General features: G+C 57.6%; 2 protein-coding genes. One reads left to right on the forward strand and one right to left on the reverse strand.

Translation table 11 applies throughout. The features are described from left to right. Window positions 1–82 precede the first annotated feature (82 nt). Window positions 83–277, forward strand: coding sequence for a hypothetical protein (locus CK944_RS22265; protein ID WP_103175197.1), 195 nt, complete (start codon window positions 83–85; stop codon window positions 275–277). Between the two features lie 160 nt (window positions 278–437). On the opposite strand, the gene CK944_RS23080 is transcribed toward CK944_RS22265, so the two are convergent. Beyond that, on the reverse strand, window positions 438–644 hold the full coding sequence (locus tag CK944_RS23080) for a hypothetical protein (protein ID WP_146038775.1): 207 nt from the start codon (window positions 642–644) through the stop codon (window positions 438–440). Window positions 645–977 lie beyond the last annotated feature (333 nt).

Genomic DNA, 977 nt, shown 5'->3' on the forward strand with positions numbered 1-977 from the left:
CGTTCTAATCCGTATGCACAGTAATTGCATATTAGTCTATACATGGGCATAATCAGGGGCAAGTCAGAATGAGGTTCCGGTCATGCCACCCGATACCCTGACAGGCCGCATCAGCTTCTTGGTGATGCAGCCGGTCGATGCCCTGCGCTACGCGCACGGCACGCCGGCAGCCGAACTGGGCGGGCTGAAGACTGCGGCTGTCCTGCTGCTGCTGGTCAACTTCGCCTTCGCCATGTCGCTTTATTATCATGGCGAGGCGCTGACGGCGGTGCCCTGATCGGCACCGGCCTGCACCTTGTGCTGGTCTATATCCAGCGGGTGTTCGACCTCTTTGCCTGGGGCATGTTCATCTATCTGGTGATCCTGCGCCGTCGCAGCTAGGGCTAGCGCCCTGGCTGTGGGGCCGGTGGATCATGCCCGGTCAGAATGACCGAACCTTACTCTGGTGCAGCCTCGCCACTGGACGGGGCATTGCACAGGCGAAGGGCAAGACGCGCTTCGAGCAGAACACCGTCGAGGTCGCCTTTTTCCGCCAGCTTCTCGATTTGGCGGAGATAGCCAACCACCTTGCGAACAACATCATCTGCCATCTGCCATCTGCCATCTTCCATTCCTTCCGTTTCCGCTGTCTGGTCGGCCGTCATAAACCTCACCCAACATGAGCAGGCAATGACCGCATCTCTGCCAACCATCGTCGCTGCCATCGTCACGGCTGCTCGTGACGATGCCGCTGACATTGAATACGCATCGACCGAAGAAAACCTCACGCCCGAGCGGGCCAGTGCCCTTAAGGCCCTGTCCAATAACCTTTATGCCACAGCCTTTCAGGCAGAAGAAAATGACCCGGAGGCGGTCAGGTTCTTGTGCGACATGCTGGGTCTGAAAGACTTGCTAGATGACTNTAAGGCCCTGTCCAATAACCTTTATGCCACAGCCTTTCAGGCAGAAGAAAATGACCCGGAGGCGGTCAGGTTCTT

Source organism: Paracoccus sp. SY (assembly GCF_002901215.1).
GTDB lineage: Bacteria > Pseudomonadota > Alphaproteobacteria > Rhodobacterales > Rhodobacteraceae > Paracoccus > Paracoccus acridae.